Source organism: Acidimicrobiia bacterium (assembly GCA_041394025.1).
In the GTDB taxonomy this organism is placed as follows: Bacteria; Actinomycetota; Acidimicrobiia; order IMCC26256; family JAOSJL01; genus JAOSJL01.
Window position 1 is genome coordinate 347,291 of sequence record JAWKJA010000004.1, and the last position, 15,666, is coordinate 362,956.

Annotated in this window: 20 protein-coding genes; 13 read left to right on the forward strand and 7 right to left on the reverse strand. The window is 69.8% G+C overall.

Going from position 1 to position 15,666, the window contains the following annotated elements; genetic code table 11:
• Positions 1–2 precede the first annotated feature (2 nt).
• Genes mnhG through mbhE form a run of 7 tightly spaced genes read right to left on the reverse strand, consistent with a single transcriptional unit; the run spans position 3 to position 5,783 of the window.
• Positions 3–344, reverse strand: a complete 342-nt coding sequence (gene mnhG, locus R3A49_13255; GenBank protein MEZ5171691.1) for a monovalent cation/H(+) antiporter subunit G — start codon at positions 342–344, stop codon at positions 3–5.
• Positions 344–604: a monovalent cation/H+ antiporter complex subunit F gene (locus tag R3A49_13260; GenBank protein MEZ5171692.1), complete on the reverse strand. Its 261-nt coding sequence runs from the start codon at positions 602–604 to the stop codon at positions 344–346. Before R3A49_13260 ends, mnhG begins: the two co-directional genes overlap by 1 nt.
• Complete coding sequence (locus tag R3A49_13265; protein MEZ5171693.1) at positions 601–1,155, reverse strand: Na+/H+ antiporter subunit E; 555 nt, start codon at positions 1,153–1,155, stop codon at positions 601–603. The genes R3A49_13260 and R3A49_13265 overlap by 4 nt, the downstream gene beginning before the upstream one ends.
• Positions 1,152–2,621: a proton-conducting transporter membrane subunit gene (locus tag R3A49_13270; protein MEZ5171694.1), complete on the reverse strand. Its 1,470-nt coding sequence runs from the start codon at positions 2,619–2,621 to the stop codon at positions 1,152–1,154. The genes R3A49_13265 and R3A49_13270 overlap by 4 nt, the downstream gene beginning before the upstream one ends.
• Complete coding sequence (locus tag R3A49_13275) at positions 2,618–2,992, reverse strand: Na(+)/H(+) antiporter subunit C (protein MEZ5171695.1); 375 nt, start codon at positions 2,990–2,992, stop codon at positions 2,618–2,620. Before R3A49_13275 ends, R3A49_13270 begins: the two co-directional genes overlap by 4 nt.
• A complete protein-coding gene (locus tag R3A49_13280) occupies positions 2,989–3,444 on the reverse strand; it encodes an MnhB domain-containing protein (GenBank protein ID MEZ5171696.1) in 456 nt (151 codons plus the stop codon). The genes R3A49_13275 and R3A49_13280 overlap by 4 nt, the downstream gene beginning before the upstream one ends.
• Positions 3,441–5,783 (reverse strand): hydrogen gas-evolving membrane-bound hydrogenase subunit E, encoded by a 2,343-nt coding sequence (gene mbhE / locus R3A49_13285; GenBank protein MEZ5171697.1) that lies wholly within the window; start codon positions 5,781–5,783, stop codon positions 3,441–3,443. The genes R3A49_13280 and mbhE overlap by 4 nt, the downstream gene beginning before the upstream one ends.
• A 43-nt stretch (positions 5,784–5,826) precedes the next feature.
• Here mbhE and R3A49_13290 point away from each other — a divergent pair, with 43 nt between their 5' ends.
• The 13 genes from R3A49_13290 (at position 5,827) to folK (ending at position 15,622) form a co-directional block, all read left to right on the forward strand.
• Positions 5,827–6,498: a sigma-70 family RNA polymerase sigma factor gene (locus R3A49_13290; protein ID MEZ5171698.1), complete on the forward strand. Its 672-nt coding sequence runs from the start codon at positions 5,827–5,829 to the stop codon at positions 6,496–6,498.
• Positions 6,499–6,529: 31 nt separating this feature from the next.
• Entirely contained in the window at positions 6,530–6,778 is a 249-nt protein-coding gene (gene rsrA / locus R3A49_13295) for a mycothiol system anti-sigma-R factor (protein MEZ5171699.1), read from the forward strand.
• Positions 6,779–6,845: 67 nt separating this feature from the next.
• On the forward strand, positions 6,846–7,190 hold the full coding sequence (locus R3A49_13300) for a hypothetical protein (GenBank protein ID MEZ5171700.1): 345 nt from the start codon (positions 6,846–6,848) through the stop codon (positions 7,188–7,190).
• 25 nt (positions 7,191–7,215) lie between these two features.
• Positions 7,216–8,292, forward strand: coding sequence for a zinc-dependent metalloprotease (locus R3A49_13305; protein ID MEZ5171701.1), 1,077 nt, complete (start codon positions 7,216–7,218; stop codon positions 8,290–8,292).
• 19 nt (positions 8,293–8,311) lie between these two features.
• Positions 8,312–9,097, forward strand: a complete 786-nt coding sequence (locus tag R3A49_13310) for a response regulator (GenBank protein MEZ5171702.1) — start codon at positions 8,312–8,314, stop codon at positions 9,095–9,097.
• 98 nt (positions 9,098–9,195) lie between these two features.
• Positions 9,196–10,119 carry a tRNA lysidine(34) synthetase TilS gene (gene tilS / locus R3A49_13315; GenBank protein MEZ5171703.1) on the forward strand — a complete coding sequence of 308 codons (924 nt, stop codon included), beginning with the start codon at positions 9,196–9,198 and terminating at the stop codon, positions 10,117–10,119.
• A 48-nt stretch (positions 10,120–10,167) separates the two neighbouring features.
• Positions 10,168–10,710, forward strand: coding sequence for a hypoxanthine phosphoribosyltransferase (gene hpt, locus R3A49_13320; GenBank protein MEZ5171704.1), 543 nt, complete (start codon positions 10,168–10,170; stop codon positions 10,708–10,710).
• 75 nt (positions 10,711–10,785) lie between these two features.
• Positions 10,786–12,666 carry an ATP-dependent zinc metalloprotease FtsH gene (gene ftsH, locus R3A49_13325; protein ID MEZ5171705.1) on the forward strand — a complete coding sequence of 627 codons (1,881 nt, stop codon included), beginning with the start codon at positions 10,786–10,788 and terminating at the stop codon, positions 12,664–12,666.
• Entirely contained in the window at positions 12,663–13,292 is a 630-nt protein-coding gene (folE, locus tag R3A49_13330) for a GTP cyclohydrolase I FolE (GenBank protein ID MEZ5171706.1), read from the forward strand. Before ftsH ends, folE begins: the two co-directional genes overlap by 4 nt.
• Before the next feature lie 32 nt (positions 13,293–13,324).
• On the forward strand, positions 13,325–14,158 hold the full coding sequence (folP, locus tag R3A49_13335; GenBank protein MEZ5171707.1) for a dihydropteroate synthase: 834 nt from the start codon (positions 13,325–13,327) through the stop codon (positions 14,156–14,158).
• A complete protein-coding gene (locus R3A49_13340; protein ID MEZ5171708.1) occupies positions 14,155–14,670 on the forward strand; it encodes a hypothetical protein in 516 nt (171 codons plus the stop codon). The genes folP and R3A49_13340 overlap by 4 nt, the downstream gene beginning before the upstream one ends.
• A 134-nt stretch (positions 14,671–14,804) precedes the next feature.
• Entirely contained in the window at positions 14,805–15,155 is a 351-nt protein-coding gene (folB, locus tag R3A49_13345) for a dihydroneopterin aldolase (GenBank protein ID MEZ5171709.1), read from the forward strand.
• Positions 15,152–15,622 carry a 2-amino-4-hydroxy-6-hydroxymethyldihydropteridine diphosphokinase gene (gene folK, locus R3A49_13350; GenBank protein ID MEZ5171710.1) on the forward strand — a complete coding sequence of 157 codons (471 nt, stop codon included), beginning with the start codon at positions 15,152–15,154 and terminating at the stop codon, positions 15,620–15,622. The genes folB and folK overlap by 4 nt, the downstream gene beginning before the upstream one ends.
• Positions 15,623–15,666 lie beyond the last annotated feature (44 nt).

Sequence of the window (15,666 nt, forward strand, 5' to 3'; positions counted from 1 at the left end):
GCTCAGGTGGGGTCGGGCTCCACCGCGCGATCGCGGGCGAGCTCGTCGGTGTCACCGCCGACGGGAACCCCCCGGCGGTGGGCGGCCCGGCCGACCATGTGGGCGGCGATGGGTGCCGTCAGGATCTGGAAGCCGATCACGAGGATCAGGCGGGTCACGTTGGCGGTGCCACCGACCTCGAGGGCGGCCCCCACCGCCACGAGGATCAGTCCCAGAACAGCCGGCTTCGTGGCGGCCTGCATCCGGGCGAACACGTTCGGGAACCGCAGCAGCCCGAGACCGGCGATGATCGCCAGGGCGACACCCGAGAGGATGAACACGGACGCGATGACGGTGAGGACCATCACGGCCCCCGCTTCTCGATGAAGCGGGCCACCGTGACGGACCCGATGAAGCCGATGAGCGACACGACGATCATGACGTCGAGGAACTCACCGGATCCGGTCGACGCGGCGTTGACGGCGATTCCGCTGGCGATCAGCACCAGGAGGGAGTCGAGGGCGACCATGCGGTCGGCGAGGGTCGGCCCGAGCAGGAGGCGAATGAGCACGAGGACGGCGGCGACCGCCAGTCCGGCCGTGGCGACGGCTGCGACCGTGCTCACGACCCACCCCCCTCGTCGGGTGGGGGTGCGGAGGACTCGGTTGCATCGGCGGTGAGCAGGGCGATCGCCTCGCGCGTGCCGAACGCGCGGATGGCCCGTGCCTCGAGCCGGAGGACGTCGCGCCGTGCCTGCTCGGGATCGCGCAGGTGGAGCACGTGGATGTACAACCTCGTGGGCCGATGCCGGATCTCGAGGGTCATCGTTCCGGGCGTGAGCGTGATGAAGTTGGCGACGAGTGTGATGAGGGCGTCGGACACGCCCCGGACCTCGGTGCAGATGATCCCGGGCGTGTAGCCCCGACCGGGGGTGACGATCTCCCAGGCGACCACCCACGTGGCCTTGAGGAGCTCCCACACGAAGAAGAACACGAAGCTGATCGCGCGAACCGGGCGGAGGCGGCCCTGGCGCGCCGCGGCGGCGAGTGGGAAGAAGAGGAGGATCCCCGCCACGACCACCACGCCGCTCACGAGGTTGGCGACGCTCAGGCCGCCCCACAGCAGCACCCAGACGAGGAGGAGCCACGCGAACGGGAGCAGGAAGCGGCGGATCACCGGAGCACCGATCCGACGTAGACGCCCGGGTCGGCGAGCTCACGCGCTGCCTGTTCGGTGAGGTCGTAGAGCGGCCCGGCGAACAACGCCACGGCGAGGCTCAGAGCCACGACGGCGCCGGTGGCGACACCCATGAGGACGGGGGTCGACGCGGGCTTCTCGGGAGCGTCGTCGGGCGGCGTTCCCCAGAACACGCCGTTCCAGATCTTGGCCATGGAGTAGAGCGTGAGCAGCCCGACGAGCAGGCTCACACCGACCACCACGTAGCGGTCGACGGCGAAGCCTGCCTGTGCGATCGAGAGCTTGGCAACGAAGCCCGAGAACGGCGGTACGCCGGCGAGGCTCAGCGCGGGAATGAGGAACAGGACCGCCAGCAGCGGCGTGCGACGTGTCAGACCGCCCAGGCTGCTGAGCGCTCCGGTGTTCTCGGTCTCCTCGACGATCCCTCCGACGAGGAACAGCGAGGTCTTCACGATGATGTGGTGGATGATGTAGAGGATCGCCCCGGCCAGGCCCGCGACGGTGAAGAATCCGAGGCCGAGGATCATGTAGCCGATCTGGCTCACGATGTGGAAGCTCAGGATCCGCTTGATGTCGTTCTGCGCGATCGCCCCGAGCACTCCCACGACCATGGTGAGCCCGGCGAGCGTGAGGAGCAGCGCGTCGGGCCCGTCGTGGCTGAACAGCAGGGTCTGGCTCCGGATGATGGCGTAGACCCCCACCTTGGTGAGGAGACCCGCGAACACCGCCGTGATCGGCGAGGGAGCGGTGGGGTACGAGTCGGGCAGCCAGAAGAAGAGCGGGAAGATGGCGGCCTTCACGCCGAACACCACGAGCAGCAGGAGGCCCATGGCCGTGGCCAGGCCGCCGGGAACGGTGTCGAGTTTGGCGACGAGATCGGCCATGTTGACCGTCCCGGTGGCCGCGTACACGAGGGCGATGGCCGCGACGAACAGGGCGGACGCCACGAGGTTGATGACGATGTAGGTCATCCCCGAGCGCACCTGGTCGCGGTTCCCGCCGAGCGTGATGAGTACGTAGCTGGCGATGAGCAACACCTCGAACGACACGAAGAGGTTGAAGAGGTCGCCCGTGAGGAACGCGAGTGACACGCCGGCCGCGAGCAGGAGGTACACGGGGTGGAAGACCTGCGACGTCGTGTCCGTCCTCTGGCCGATGGCGTAGACGAGCACCGCCAGCAGCATCGTCACCGACACGACGAGCATGATGGCGGCGAAGAGGTCGGCGACGATCGTGATGCCGAACGGTGCCGGCCAATCGCCGGCCTGGACCGCCCGTGGCCCGTCGGCGTGCACCGTCACCAGGACCGCGATCGCCGCTCCGAGGCACGTCGTGAGGACGACGAGGCCGATCAGGCGCTGCACCCACACCCAGCGGAAGGCGGCCATCGAGAAGCCCGCTGCCAGGATCGGCAGGACGATCGGGAGGAAGAGGAGGACCTTCACGCCTCCTCCTCGTCGTGGTCGCCGACCTGGAGCCTGGCGATGCGGCGGTCCTCGACGTCGTCCTCGACCTCGTCGGAGCGGGTGAGGGTCCAACTGCGGTAGGCGAGGGCCAGCAGGAACATCGTGACCGAGAACGAGATGACGATGGCGGTGAGCACCATCGCCTGCGGGAGGGGATCCGACATGTCGGCGGGGTCGTTGCCGACGACGGGGGCGACACCGGCCTTGCCGCCCACACCGAGCAGGAGGAGGTTGGCGCCGTGGCTGATCAGCCCCAGCCCGATGATGATGCGCGTGAGATTGCGCTGGAGAACGAGGTAGGTGCCGAGCGAGAAGAGGGCCCCGATGGTGAGCGAGAGAGCGAGGATCACGGGGCCGCTCCCGGCTCACCTTCTGCACGGGCGTCCTCTGGTTCCCTGCCGAGAAACGTGAGGATGCCGATCACGATGCCGACGACGATGAAGAAGACGCCGAGGTCGAAGAACGCGACCGTCGACATGTGGACCTCACCGATTGCAGGGAGGTGGAACTCGAGGATGTCGGACTCCAGGAACTGCCCCCCGAGGAACCACGAGCCGAAACCGGTCGCCGCCGACAGGACGAGACCGAAGCCGCACAGGAACTCCGGTGCGAGTCTCGGCAGGCCGTCGGTCCCGTAGGTCACGTATCGAAGGACCAACGCCGACCCGGCCACCAGGCCGGCGGGGAACCCGCCTCCGGGGGCGTTGTGCCCCGCGAAGAAGATGAACACCGCGAACAGCAGGATCGTGTGGAAGGTCGCCCGGAGGCCCTGCTCCAGGATGACCGAACGGGCCGGCTTCACGTCGACACCTCCGCGACGTCGGTGTCGTCTGCGATGTCGCCACCGTCGTCGCGGCGCCCCCGCCGGACCGCGAGGACGAGGCTGGCGATACCGAGGACCGCGATCGTCACCACGGAGATCTCACCGAGGGTGTCGAGGCCGCGGAAGTCGACGACGATGACGTTGACGATGTTCTTTCCGCCCGCGAACTCCTTGCTGTTCTCGATGAAGTAGTCGGAGATCGGAGCCTCGGTGCGTGCCGTGAACGCCACCAGCGCGAACAGCGTCACGAACACACCGACAATTGCAGCGATGACCGCCGGGATCACCCTGCTCGGCAGGTGCCGCACGCGGTGGAAGGTCCGTGGCAGATGTCGGAGCACCAGCATGAAGCCGATGATCCCGACCGTCTCGACGACGAACTGTGTGAGCGCGAGGTCGGGCCCACCCTGGATGATGAAGAGCGCGCCGATGCCGAAGCCCACGGCTCCGAGCATCATCACGGCCACGAAACGCGTCCGCGACACAGTGGCTGCTGTGGCCGCCACGACGACCAGGGCGCACACGACGATCTGGATACCCGAGCCTGCGCGCGTCGTGTCGATGTGGAGGCCCTTGGTGGCGAGCAGCGAGGTGGCGGGCAGCGCCACGGCGGTCATGAGGATGATGCCCAGGTATCGGGGGAGGGAGCCGTTCTGCACGGCCCCCGAGACAGTGCGTGCCGTGTAGACGAGCGAGTTCACGAAGACGCGGTAGCCCGCGTCGGGCGCGAGGCGGGGCTCGAAGGCACGTCGACCGAGCGCGATCGCGCTTCCCGCGACAACGATGCCGACACCGACCCCGATGGTCACGAGCGACAGCAACAGGGGAACGGTGAAGCCGTTCCACAGGACGAGGTGCAGCTCGGAGAGGTGATCGAGCGAGCCGGCCGCCGCTGCGACGAGGTTCTCGGCGGGGGCGGGCCAGAGCCCGAAGACAACGGTGAGGGCGGCGAGCACGAGTGGGGGGCCGAGGAGCCCGACCGGTGGCTCGTGTGCCGCCGTGGGCGGGTGTGCGGGGGCGCCGCCGGATGCCTTGTCCCAGAACGCACCCCACACGAAGCGCACGCTGTAGGCGAGCGTGAGCGCCGAGCCGACCACGATCCCGACCAGAGCGACGATGCCTGCGTCGCCCGAGTGGAGAAGCTCGTCGTAGGCGAGCTCCTTGGACAGGAAGCCGAGCAACGGCGGGATCCCCGACATCGACGCGGCGGAGATCACGGCCACCCAGAACGTGCGCGGCATCCGGTGGCGAAGCCCGGTGAGGTCGCGGAGATCACGTGTCCCCGCTTCGTGGTCGACGCCTCCGATGACCATGAAGAGCGCGGCCTTGAAGAGGGCGTGGGCGAAGATCACGGCCACGCCGGCTGCGATCGCCTCGTGGGTTCCCACGCCGAACAACGTCGTCATGAACCCCAGCTGGCTCACGGTTCCCCAGGCGAGCAACCGCTTGAGGTCGGTCTGCTGGAGAGCCCGCACGCCGCCGATCACCATCGTGGTGAGGCCGATGCCGATCACGAGGGGCTGCCAGAAGCCGATGTCGCCGAACGGTGCGGCGAAGCGCGCCAGCACCACGATGCCGGCCTTCACCATGGTGGCGGAGTGCAGATAGGCGCTGACGGGCGTCGGCGCCGCCATGGCGTCGGGGAGCCAGCCCTGGAACGGGAACTGCGCCGACTTCGTGAAGGCGCCGAGAAGGACGAGCCCGACGCCTGTGGCGACGAGGACACCGTCGGGGGGCGCTTCGGTGATGGCCGACAGCTCGTAGGTGCCCGCGGCCTGACCGATGAGGATGAACCCGGCGAGCATCGCCAGACCGCCGGCGACGGTGACCGTGAGCGCCCGCCACGCTGCGGTCCTCGCGCTCTCGACGGTGTCGTCCCAGCCGATGAGCAGGTACGACGTGACGGTCGTGCACTCCCAGAACACGTAGAGGCCGAGGAGGTTGTCGGACCACACCAGGCCGAGCATCGAGCCCGCGAAGGCGATGAGGTAGGCGCAGAAGCGCCCGTTGCGCCGCCCCGGCGGCATGTAGGCATTGGCGTAGACGAACACGAGGACACCGATGCCCGACACGAGCATCGCCATCATGAGGCCGAAGCCGTCGAGACGCAGCGTCAGCTCCAGGCCGATGTCACCGACCCACACGATGTTCTCGGTGACGACGTCACCGTCCACGACCGAGGCCGTCTGTGTGAGGATCCACACGAAGGTGGCGGCCGACACGGCGGCGCCGAGGAGCAGGACCCTGCGACCGGCACGACCCGCGACGAAGGGCGCGGCGACGGCGGCGACGAGGTGCAGCGCTATGAGGACCAGCATGGGAGTCGGCGCCGACCGGGCGTGACGTGCCCGGAGGGCCCCTATGTATAGCGCCGTGGCGTGTCCGCGCTCCTGTCGTCGTCGAGCCCCCGGACGCCCCGACGCTAGTCTCGGCCCCGTGGCCGACCAGGAGCAGTTCGCCGATCTCGCGATGCCCTACATGTCGCCTCTCTACGCGGCCGCTCTCCGCATGACCCGGAACCCCGCGGACGCCGAGGATCTGGTCCAGGAGACCTACCTGCGGGCCTACCGCGGCTTCGGTGGCTTCCGCGAGGGCACCAACCTCAAGGCGTGGCTCTACCGGATCCTGACCAACACCTACATCAACCAGTACCGGGCGAAGAAGAGGCGTCCCGACGAGCAGGTCCTCGACGAGGCCGAGGACTTCTCGCTCTACCGGAAACTCGGTGGGCTGGAGGCGAGTGACGCCGAGCGTACGCCCGAAGCCGAGTTCCTCGACGCTCTCCCCGAGGCCGAGGTGAAGGAGGCGCTCGAGGCCCTGCCCGACCAGTTCCGGCTGGCCGTGATGCTGGCCGATGTGGAGGGCTTCTCCTACAAGGAGATCGCCGAGATCATGGACGTCCCGGTCGGAACCGTGATGAGCCGGATCCACCGGGGAAGGAAGCAGCTCCAGAAGTTGTTGTGGGATTTCGCGGAGGAACGCGGGCTTCTCCCCGACACGGTGGCCGGGTCGGCCGCGGGGTCGGGGAGCTGAGCGTCGGCGGGCCGGAGGCAGCGGGGACGACATGGATTGCAACGAGACGCTGCGGGAGATCTACTCGTATCTCGACGGTGAGCTGACCATGTGGAAGCGCCGGGCCATCGCCCGGCACCTCGACGAGTGCCCACCCTGTGCCGACGGCTACACGTTCGAGGTGGAACTGCGACAGGTCATCGTCTCCCACTGCCACGAGGAGGTCCCCGAGTCGCTGCGCCGGCGCGTGGCCGAGGCGCTCGGCGAGGCGACCGGGCCGTCGGGGAACGCGGCCACGTGACTCGATCCACGCCGTGCCGGCGCCGACGGTACGACACCTCCCGGCGTCGCCATCTACGATGACGGCGATGGCAGCCGACACCGCTCTCCAGACCACCGACGCCGACGCCCCCGGTGCCGTCGAGGACACTTCGCCCGACGCCGAGCGCCGGCCCCGCGACACACTCGTGATCACCGCCGCCGTGGCGGGCTGCCTGGCCCTCGCGGCCGTCGTGATCGTCGTTCTCATGTGGGTCTACGCCTTCGGCGCGTTCGGTTCCCAACCCGGTGCCGGTGGGGCCGAGGGACCGGGCGCACGGCCGTGGCACTACTGGGTGTCGTTGTTCCTCGCCTCCGGCGTGCCCTTCGCCCTCGGCGCCATCGGGTTCGGCTACTACTGGCTCACGATCCGCCCGAGGCTGCAGGCGGGCTGACCTGCATGACCCACAGGTCGACACGATGAGCCCGGACACCGTGCCGGCCGCTGTCGACTGGGACCTCGCCGAGCGCGTCGCACGCGTCGTCGCGGGGCGTGATCCGCTCGGGCGCTCCTACCTGGCCTCGTCGCTCGAGCGTGACTTCGCCGAGGTCACCGAGGAGGCCGAGTCGCTCGTGGCGGAGTTCACGGGACTTCGCACACCCGGTGGAGTCCGCTCGGGAGTCGTCGACCGGCACGGCTGGGTGGCCGCCAACGTCGGGTCGATGCAGCGGATGCTGGCGCCCCTCACCGACCGGGTCGCCGAGCGCATGTCGCGCAGCCCCTTCGCCCCCGTCGGCCGCCGGCTGGCAGGCGCCGAGATGGGTGTCCTCCTCGGGTACATGGGCCAGCGGGTCCTCGGGCAGTACGACCTCCTCGTTCCGGAGTCGTCGGAGACACCCGACGCCGTCTACTACGTCGGCCCCAACATCCTCACTCTCGAGAAGCGGTTCGTGTTCCGCCCCCGCGACTTCCGCCTGTGGATCGCGGTGCACGAGGTCACGCACAGAGCGCAGTTCACGGGTGTCGCGTGGTTGCGTCCGTACTTCCTCTCGCTCATCGAGCGGTCGCTCGAGCTCGTGGAGCCCGATCCGCAACGAGTGGTACGCGCGCTGGGGCGGGCCTCCGAGGAGCTGCGCGCAGGACGCAACCCGCTCGACTCCGGCGGTCTCGTCGCTCTCGTCGCGACACCCGAACAGCAGGGTCTGCTCGGCAGGATGCAGGCGCTCATGTCGTTGCTCGAGGGCCACGGGAACTGGGTGATGAACAGGGTGGGAGCCGCCTCGATCCCCGGATCGGCCCGTATGGACCGCGTCCTGCACTCCCGCCGCAAGGCTCGTGGGCTGCACCGTCAGTTCCAGCGACTTCTGGGTCTCGAGATGAAGATGCGCCAGTACGAGACGGGTGAGCGCTTCATCGACGCCGTCACCGCGGCCGCGGGCGACGACGTCCTCGAGGTGGCGTGGCGCGGCCCGGAATGGGTCCCCACGATGGAGGAGTTGGCCGACCCGGACGCCTGGTTGCGGCGGGTCGAGGTTCCCGCCGTCGCCGTTCCCTGATCTCGGTAGCCTCTTGGCCATGGCTCTCGTCCTCGTGGTCGACGACGACGCCGACATCCGCGAGCTGATCCAGATCAACCTGGAGAGCGCGGGCTTTCGCGTGTCGACCGCGGGGAACGGCCGTGAGGCCCTGGAAGCCGTCAGGGAGGAGGCACCCGACGCGGTCTTCCTCGACGTGATGATGCCCGGCGTCGACGGCTGGACCGTTCTCGAGGAGCTCAAGAGCGGGACGTCGGCCGACTTCTCCGCCATCCCCGTCTTCATGGTGTCGGCCATGCGCGGCGTCGAGCACAGGGTCAAGGGCGGTATCGAAGGCGCGTTGCGCTACATCACGAAGCCGTTCAACCCTTCCGACCTCGTTGCCGCTCTCCGCGACGTCCTCGGTCCCGGGGCGCCGGCCGAGTCGGAGCTCCGGCGCCAGGCGCGTACGGAGGCTCTCGAGGAGCTGGCACGGCACGAGAGCGGCGTACCCGAGGAGGGTGAGCCCACACCCGACGGCGCAGCACCGCGCGTGCGCCTCACCCGTCTCGAGCACACACCGTCCGCGCCCGCCTCCTCGCCACGGCTGCGGCTTGCCCGCGAACGCCTGTCGGAGCTCACCGACAAGCAGTTGCTCCTTCTCGAGGCGCTCGCCGGCGGCAGCCCCGTCACGACCGTGGCGCGGCACCTCGAGATGAGCCGCAGCAACGTCTACGCCGGCCTGCGCAGGATCAGCCGCAAGCTGGGCTTCACGGGGACCGACGAGCTCCTGGGGGTCCTGCGCAGCGGCGGCCTCGTCGAATCCCGTTCGGGTGGCCCGCGCTGACCTCGGGTCGTGCTGCCCTCCTTCCCCGGGCCGGCGACCTGGCACGGGCCCTGACGCCGTGGGCACACCGCTTCGATCCGGGTGGCGCGCGCCCACTCGTGGCGTGCAGTGGCGGAGCCGACTCCCTGGCGCTCCTGGCGCTCGGGGCGCTCGCAGCCGACCCCGTGGCCGTGTACGTCGATCACGGTCTGCGGCCCGAGAGCGCCGCCGACGGCCGTTTCGTGTGCGACGTGGCATCGTCCCTGGGTGTGGCGGTGACGGTGGTACCGGCCGATGTCGGTGCGGGGCCCAACGTCGAAGAGCGCGCACGCGACGCGCGGCGTGCCGCACTTCTCGGTGCCGCCGAGCGGGTCGACGCTTCCCCCGTGCTGCTCGGGCACACGATGGACGATCAGGCCGAGACCGTGCTGCTCAACATGATGCGGGGTGGTGCGCTGAGCGGCCTCGCCGGAATGCCGGCTCGGAGCGGCCCGATCTCACGGCCGCTCCTGGGGTTTCGACGCACCGAGACACTCGAGATCTGCCGGCGCCTCCGAACCACGCCGCGGCGCGACGCGATGAACGACGACGAGGGCTTCCGGCGCGTGTGGCTGCGCAAGCGGGCGCTGCCCCTCCTCGACGAGGGGTTCGACCGCGATCTCGTGCCGGTGCTCGCGCGCCAGGCGGCGATCGCGCGTGACGAGCTCGCCGTGCTCGACGCGCTGGCCGACGACGTGCTCCAGTCGGCCGTCGACCCGGAGGCGCGCGGTGCCGGATCCGAGCGCGGTTGGCTCGACGCGGCCACGGTGGCCGCGGCTCCACGGGCCGTCGCCCGACGGGTCCTGCGCCGCTGGATCGGCCCACCGGCGCCCGACGCCGCGCGGATCGACGATGCGCTCGCCGTGGCCGGCGGCACGGCGGTCGCTGCGCACGTCGGAGGGGGCCGGGAGGTGCGCCGCAGCTCCGGGCGGCTCCACCTGCTCGACGTACCGGGGAGCAGCTCGACCACCTCGACTACCGTGACGGCGTCCGGTCCCCGATGACCGGGCCCCACCCGTGCCGACCGTTCCCGGGGGAGCAACACACACGTGATGGATGATCCGTACGTCGGCGAGGTCGTCGTCAACGAGAAGGAGCTCCAGGACCGGATCGCCGAGCTCGGACGTCAGATCACCGCCGACTACCGCGACGAGCCACCGCTCCTCGTGGGCGTGTTGAAGGGCGCGTTCATGTTCATGAGCGATCTCGCCCGTGCGATCGACCTGCCGGTGGAGTTCGACTTCATGGCGGTGGCGTCGTATGGCTCGGCCACGCGCACGAGCGGTGTCGTGCGGATCGTGAAGGACCTCGACATCGACCTGACCGACCGCCATGTCCTCCTCGTGGAGGACATCGTCGACTCGGGCCTCACGCTCAGCTTCCTGCGCAAGAACCTGAAGGCTCGAGGCCCCGCTTCCATCGAGGTGTGCACCCTGCTGCTCAAGGAGGGCCTCCAGAAGGAGGAGACAGACCTCAGGTACGTGGGGTTCACGATCCCCCCCGACTTCGTGATCGGGTACGGCCTCGACGTGGCCGAGCGCTACCGCAACCTGCCGTTCCTGGCGCGCTACGCCGGGCCCGTCAACGTCAGCTGAGCCCTTCGACGCGTCGGGGCCCACACCGGCCCCGGATAGCCTGGACACCGTCCCATCCGCGACCGACGAGGCCGCGTGCCCAAGCCACGCCGATACGTACTCATCGCCCTTCTCGCGGCTGCTGCCGTCGGGTTCGTGGCGTGGCGCGTCGTCGTCGGCGGCGACGGTCGTGAAGACGTCGACCTCGCCACCTTCCAGGACCGTCTCGCCGACGGCGACGTGGAGGAGGTCACGCTCTACGACGCCGACCACCGTCTCGACGGGACCTTCACCGACGGTGAGGAGTTCACGGTCGACTTCCCCGAACGCTCCACCGAGTCGGTCACCGACGCCATCGTGGACGCCGATGTCGACGAGTTCGACGTCGACACCCAGGGAGAGAACCCGTGGGTCAACTACGTACTCAACCTCCTCCCGCTGCTTCTCCTCCTGGGGGTGGCGGGGTTCTTCCTCATGCGGCTCCCCGGGGCCGGCGCCCTGGGTTTCGGCCGCTCGAAGGCCCGGCCCATCGACCCCGACGAGCCCAAGGTCACCTTCGACGACGTGGCCGGGCTCGACGAGGCGGTCGAGGAACTCGGGGAGATCCGCGACTACCTGGAGGCGCCCGACCGATTTCGCGACATGGGTGCCAAGATCCCCAAAGGCGTCCTCCTCTACGGCCCGCCGGGTACGGGCAAGACCCTCCTGGCCCGCGCGGTGGCCGGCGAGGCCGGCGTGCCCTTCTTCTCGATCAGCGGCTCGGAGTTCGTCGAGATGTTCGTCGGTGTGGGGGCGTCACGGGTCCGCGGCCTGTTCGACCAGGCCAAGGAGAGCGCGCCCGCCATCATCTTCGTCGACGAGATCGACGCGGTCGGCCGGCACCGCGGCGCGGGGCTGGGGGGTGGGCACGACGAGCGGGAGCAGACCCTCAACCAGCTCCTCGTGGAGATGGACGGCTTCGACGACACGCAGGGCGTGATCCTGCTGGCCTCCACCAACCGCCCCGACATCCTCGACCCCGCGTTGCTGCGCCCCGGCCGCTTCGACCGCCAGGTCGTCGTCGACCGACCCGACCTCGAGGGCAGGAAGTCGATCCTGTCCGTCCACGGCCGCGAGAAGCCTCTCGCCGAAGGTGTGGATCTCGACGTCATCGCCCGACGGACACCGGGGTTCACCGGTGCGGACCTCGCCAACCTCATGAACGAGGCGGCGCTGCTCACCGCCCGTGCCTCGCTGGAGCGCATCGGGCTTCCCCAGCTCGAAGAGGCCATCGACCGCGTGATGGCCGGGCCCGAGCGACGAAGCCGCCTCATCTCCGACCACGAGAAGCGCGTGATCGCCTACCACGAGGGTGGTCACGCGCTCGTGAGCCACGCGCTCCCGAACACGGATCCCGTCCACAAGGTCTCGATCATCCCTCGCGGGCGCGCCCTCGGTTACACGCTCACCCTCCCCACCGAGGACCGCTTCCTCGTCACCCGGCGGGAGCTCACCGACGAGCTGGCCATGCTGCTCGGTGGCCGAACGGCTGAAGAGCTGATCTTCGCCGATCCGACCACGGGGGCCGAGAACGACATCCAGCAGGCGACACGTGTCGCCCGCCGGATGGTCACCGAGTACGGGATGAGCGACTCTCTCGGCCCCGTGCGACTGGGTGGGGACAACGACGAAGTGTTCCTCGGCAAGGATCTCCACACGACGCGTGACTACTCCGACGAGGTGGCGGCCCGGATCGACAGCGAGGTCCGCACGCTCGTCGAGAGTGCCCACGACGTCGCGCGCTCGGTTCTCGAGCAGAACCGGGAGACGCTCGACCGCCTTGCTGCGGCGCTCATCGAGCACGAGACTCTCGACACCGACGCCGTCCTCGAGATCCTCGACGACGCGGAGCCGTTCTCCGAGGGGACGTCGTCGGTGGCGCGGTCGGGCCCCAGCGCCGCGGCCAGCAGCTCAGCAGCCGAGAAGAGGACGACATGAGCGAGCCAGGTTCCACCCCCGATCTCCACGCCGTCGACGAGACATCGGGCGTCGACAAGCCTCGCGTCGAGGCCGCGGTCCGGGAGTTGCTCGTCGCCATCGGTGAGGACCCGACGCGTGACGGGCTCGTGGCGACACCCGAGCGGATCAGCGAGATGTACGAGGAGATCTTCAGCGGGCTCCACGACGATCCGTCACGGCACCTCTCGGTCACGTTCGAGGCGGACCACGACGAGATGATCATGGTGCGCGACATACCGCTGGCCTCGCTCTGTGAGCACCACCTCGTCCCGTTCCTCGGTCGGGCGCACGTTGCCTACATCCCCGGCGACGACGGGCGGATCACCGGGCTGTCCAAGCTCGCCCGCCTGGTCGACGGCTACGCCCGCCGTCCCCAGGTGCAGGAGCGCCTCACCACCCAGATCGCCGACGCCCTCCAGCGCGTCCTCGTCCCGCAGGGCGTCTTCGTGCTCATCGAGGCCGAGCACCTGTGCATGTCGATGCGCGGGGTGCGCAAGCCCGGCGCCCTCACGGTCACCTCGGCGGTCCGGGGCCTGTTCAAGACCAACACGGCCACCCGTGCCGAGGCCATGAGCCTCATCCGGGCCCCCGGCTCCTCCCATTAGGGGAGAGATCAACAGTCGTTAGCATGCCCGGCATGGGTGCTGTGCCGCTGTCGGGGGTCATGGGTGTGCTCAACGTCACACCCGACTCCTTCTCCGACGGCGGGATGTTCTCGCGTGTCGAGGTCGCGGTGGAGCACGGGCGCTCCCTGCACGCCGACGGTGCCGACATCGTCGATGTGGGCGGTGAGTCGACGCGTCCCGGCGCCGAGCCCGTTCCCGCCGACGTCGAGTCGGCGAGGGTCCTCCCCGTGATCGCTGCACTCGTCGCCGAGGCGATTCCTGTCAGCGTCGACACCATGAAGGCCGACGTCGCCGCTGCCGCGCTCGAGGAGGGTGCCGTCGTCGTGAACGACGTCTCGGCCGGAACCGCCGACGAGCGCATGCTGGAGGTCGTGGCCGGTGCCGACGCGGGCATCGTCCTCATGCACATGCAGGGCAGCCCCGCCACGATGCAGCAGAACCCGCGCTACGACGACGTCGTGGTCGACGTCGGCGATGCTCTGCGCGCCCGGGCCGATGCCGCCCGGCGGGCAGGGATCGGTGGCGAGCGGATCCTCCTCGACCCTGGTATCGGGTTCGGAAAGACCCCCGCCCACAACCTGGCGCTGCTCGCGCGACTCGACGAGCTCGTGGCGCGACTCGACCATCCTGTCCTCGTCGGCCCGTCGCGCAAGTCGTTCATCGGTGCCACTCTCGACCTCCCGGTGGCCGAGCGCGACGACCCGACGCTCGCCACGGTCGTCTGGGCGCTGGAGCGGGGTGCGTCGATGGTCCGCGTCCACGACGCTCGCGCCGCCCGTCGCGCCGCCGATCTCCTCGACGCCCTGGCAGAGGCGTCCGAACGGACCGAACGGGGCGCAGCGTGAGAGGGCGCTGGGCGCAGGGGCTGGAGCCCCGCATGTTCTGCTGGGTCGTCCAGGACCGCATGGCGATCTCGGAGCGCCCGGGCGGCTACGGGCGGAGTCACCGCAAGGTCCGGCGTGAGGAGGAGCTGATCTGGCTCAAGCGTGAGGGGTTCACGCGGGTCCTCTCGCTGCTCGACACCCCGCACAACCTCTCGGCCTACGAGGAGGCCGAGATCGAGTACGCCCGCGTCCCGCTGGGGGAGCCCGACGACGAGTCCGAGCGCCTCGTCCCGGTCTACGAGTCGATCGCCCGGCTGCTCGACGTCCCCGACTCCAGGATCCTCGTCCACCACGAGGACCTCGGCGACCGCGTTCTCGGAGCCGTCGCCGGCTACCTCCTCTACACGGGAGCCGTCGACACCGGGCCCCACGCCGTGGCGATCGTCGAGAAGCTGACCGGTCGCGAACTGGGTGCCGCGGGACGCCGGGTCGTGGCGGTCACCCTCGACGAGGAGATGAAGCGCGTCGTCTAGCAAGTCGTCGCTCGGGCGGGGCAGGGTACCTGCCCCGCTGATCCTCGACTCCGACGGTTCTGACAGTCGTCGCTCGGGCGGGGCAGGGTACCTGCCCCGCTGATCCTCGACTCCGACGGATCTAGGCTTCGTGGATGGATCACATCCTGATCTCGGGGATCCGCGCGATGGGAGTGCACGGCGTCCTGGCCGAGGAACAGTCCCGCCCGCAGCCCTTCGAGGTCGACGTCGACCTCGAGGTCGACGTCAGCACCGCCGGTGAGACCGACGACCTCGACGACACGGTCGACTACGGCGCCGTGTGCGAGGCGGTGGCCCGGATCGTCAGCTCGGAGAGGTACACACTCCTGGAGCGCCTCGCGACGCGGATCGCCGAGGTCTGCCGGTCCGACACCCGGGTCGGTGCCGCTACCGTCACGGTACGCAAGCTGCGTCCCCCGGTCCCGGTGATGGCCGACCACGTGGCGGTCCGGGTCCGCCGGTGACCGAGCGCGCCGTCCTCGGGTTGGGGTCCAACCTGGGCGACCGCCGGGAGCAGCTCCGCGCAGCGGTCCAGGCCATCCGTGAGCAGGTGGCTCCCGCGGAGGTGGCCGTGTCGGCGCTCTACGAGACGTCACCGGTGGGAGGCCCGCCGCAGGACGACTACCTCAACGCGGTGGTCGCCTTCGACACCGACCTCGACGCCCGGGCCCTCCTCCGCCTTGCCGCACGGCTCGAGGACGCCGCCGGGAGGGTCCGGGCCGAGCGGTTCGGTCCCCGGACACTCGACGTCGACGTTCTGCTCGTGGGCGACGTGCTCACCGACGAGCCCGATCTCGTCGTGCCCCACCCCCGGATCTTCGAACGCGACTTCGTGCTGGCACCCCTCGCCGACGTGGCACCGGAGCGGGTGGAGACCCCCGAGGCGGGCTGGCACGGGGTCCGGAGGGTCGCGGTAGACTGGGCACTCTGAACCCGAGTCCGGCACCCACCGTGGGCCGGAACGAGAGGTTTCGG

Excerpts from the sequence above, each read along its gene's own strand:
- mnhG (MEZ5171691.1), bottom strand. The coding sequence starts at position 344 with ATGGTCCTCACCGTCATCGCGTCCGTGTTCATCCTCTCGGGTGTCGCC.
- mbhE (MEZ5171697.1), bottom strand. The coding sequence starts at position 5,783 with ATGCTGGTCCTCATAGCGCTGCACCTCGTCGCCGCCGTCGCCGCGCCC.
- R3A49_13290 (MEZ5171698.1), top strand. The coding sequence starts at position 5,827 with ATGTATAGCGCCGTGGCGTGTCCGCGCTCCTGTCGTCGTCGAGCCCCC.
- rsrA (MEZ5171699.1), top strand. The coding sequence starts at position 6,530 with ATGGATTGCAACGAGACGCTGCGGGAGATCTACTCGTATCTCGACGGT.
- R3A49_13300 (MEZ5171700.1), top strand. The coding sequence starts at position 6,846 with ATGGCAGCCGACACCGCTCTCCAGACCACCGACGCCGACGCCCCCGGT.
- R3A49_13305 (MEZ5171701.1), top strand. The coding sequence starts at position 7,216 with ATGAGCCCGGACACCGTGCCGGCCGCTGTCGACTGGGACCTCGCCGAG.
- R3A49_13310 (MEZ5171702.1), top strand. The coding sequence starts at position 8,312 with ATGGCTCTCGTCCTCGTGGTCGACGACGACGCCGACATCCGCGAGCTG.
- hpt (MEZ5171704.1), top strand. The coding sequence starts at position 10,168 with ATGGATGATCCGTACGTCGGCGAGGTCGTCGTCAACGAGAAGGAGCTC.
- folE (MEZ5171706.1), top strand. The coding sequence starts at position 12,663 with ATGAGCGAGCCAGGTTCCACCCCCGATCTCCACGCCGTCGACGAGACA.
- folP (MEZ5171707.1), top strand. The coding sequence starts at position 13,325 with ATGGGTGCTGTGCCGCTGTCGGGGGTCATGGGTGTGCTCAACGTCACA.
- folB (MEZ5171709.1), top strand. The coding sequence starts at position 14,805 with ATGGATCACATCCTGATCTCGGGGATCCGCGCGATGGGAGTGCACGGC.